This is a genomic window from Azomonas macrocytogenes (assembly GCF_014191985.1).
Lineage (GTDB): Bacteria > Pseudomonadota > Gammaproteobacteria > Pseudomonadales > Pseudomonadaceae > Azomonas > Azomonas macrocytogenes.
In genome coordinates this window covers 1-1,561 of the sequence record NZ_JACHXI010000062.1, presented here as the reverse complement: position 1 = coordinate 1,561, position 1,561 = coordinate 1, and the positions used below count along the sequence as shown (strand labels likewise).

Annotated in this window: 1 protein-coding gene; it reads left to right on the top strand. The window is 63.4% G+C overall.

What is annotated here, in order from left to right; translation table 11 throughout:
* The first annotated feature begins 110 nt into the window (after positions 1–110).
* Positions 111–1,205: an IS110 family RNA-guided transposase gene (locus FHR87_RS18855; RefSeq protein ID WP_183168295.1), complete on the top strand. Its 1,095-nt coding sequence runs from the start codon at positions 111–113 to the stop codon at positions 1,203–1,205.
* The last annotated feature ends 356 nt before the right edge of the window (positions 1,206–1,561 follow it).

Below are 1,561 nucleotides of genomic sequence, written 5' to 3'. Positions count from 1 at the left end.
TTCGGCTTGAATGAGTAAAAAGGAGACTTCCCACTTCAGCGGCTTTGCCGCTCGGCATCGAGTGCCATGATTGAGTTTCGACCAACAATCAGATGAAGGGGAAGTCTCCGATGGGCACTGTATCGCAAACGATGGGCGTGGACTTGGCCAAGCATGTGTTCTCGATCTGCGAGCTGGATGAGACCGGACGGGTGTGCCAGCGCCGGGACTTGCAGCGCGCTGCGTTCGCGGCTTGGCTGACGCAGTTGCCTGCCGGCACGGTGGTGGCGATGGAAGCGTGCAGCGGCGCACACCACTGGGCGCGGCGTTGCCTGTCGCACGGGCTGGCGCCGAAGCTGATGGCGGCGCAGTTCGTCAAACCGTTCCGCAAGAGCCAGGCCAACAAGAACGACCGCAACGATGCCGAGGCCATCGCCACGGCGGCCCGCCAAGGCAACATGCGCTTCGTGTCGGTGAAGACGGTAGAGCAGCAGGCGCGGCTGTCCTGGCACCGGGTCCGCGAGGGCTACAAGACCGAAGCGTTGGCCATCGGCAACCGGCTGCGCGGATTGCTGGCCGAGTTCGGGGTGGTGGTGGCGCAGCGCGATGAGGCGTTGCGCCGCGCCCTGGGCGATGCATCGATCCAGGCCAGCCTGCCAGCGATGCTGGGTGAACTGCTGGACGCACTGGCCGGCCACTGGCGACAGGTGCACGAACGGCTGGCCGAGTGCGATGCACGCATCGCTGCTCACGCCAGGGCGGATGTACGCAGCGTGCGGGCGCAGCGGATTCTGGGGGTCGGCCCGCTGACCGCCGATGCGGTGGTCGCATCGGTGGGCGATGGCCAGGACTTCCGCAATGGCCGGCAGTTGTCGGCCTGGTTGGGCCTGACCCCGGTGCAACGTTCCAGCGGCGGCAAGGATCGGTTGGGGTCGATCAGTTGCCGGGGCGACAGTTATCTGCGCACGTTGCTGATTCAGGGCGCGCGCAGCAGCGTGCAGCGCGCCAAGGCTGTCGCGGTGGAGAAAGCCACGCCCGAGCAGGTATGGATCAAAGACCTGTCCAACCGACTGCCGTTGGGCAAGGTGCTGGTGGCCATTGCCAACAAGCACGCCCGGCAACTGTGGGCGATGCTGGCGCGGCAGGAAGACTACGACCCGGACGCTTGGTTGAAGCATCCGATGGTGCAACGCCCGGCCAGCAGGAAGGCAACGATGATGGTGTAAGGGAAATCGAGTTCACTCGCCAGAGCGAAGCGGTAACAAGCGGTCGGACCGCCCTGCGGAGAGCCTGACTAACAAGGTGGCATCACCACATGCGGGAACCGATCCTTCCGGCATGGATGAACCCGGTGAATGAGAGAGGCCCGCGGGTGCGGTTTTTACCCTGGTCCGGATCGGCAGCGACGATCCCACAAGACCGATTATGGAAATGCAGTCTGGCAACTTGAAACACCGCGAAGACACTGGCGAAAGCAGCAAGGCAACACGTAATGAAAACAGGAAGAACAAAGCCGAAAGCTTAAGGCAAGGGCGTCATGCACCACGGGTTGACGGGAAGCTCCTTATGGAATTGTTAGGCC

Excerpts from the sequence above, each read along its gene's own strand:
- FHR87_RS18855 (WP_183168295.1), top strand. The coding sequence starts at position 111 with ATGGGCACTGTATCGCAAACGATGGGCGTGGACTTGGCCAAGCATGTG.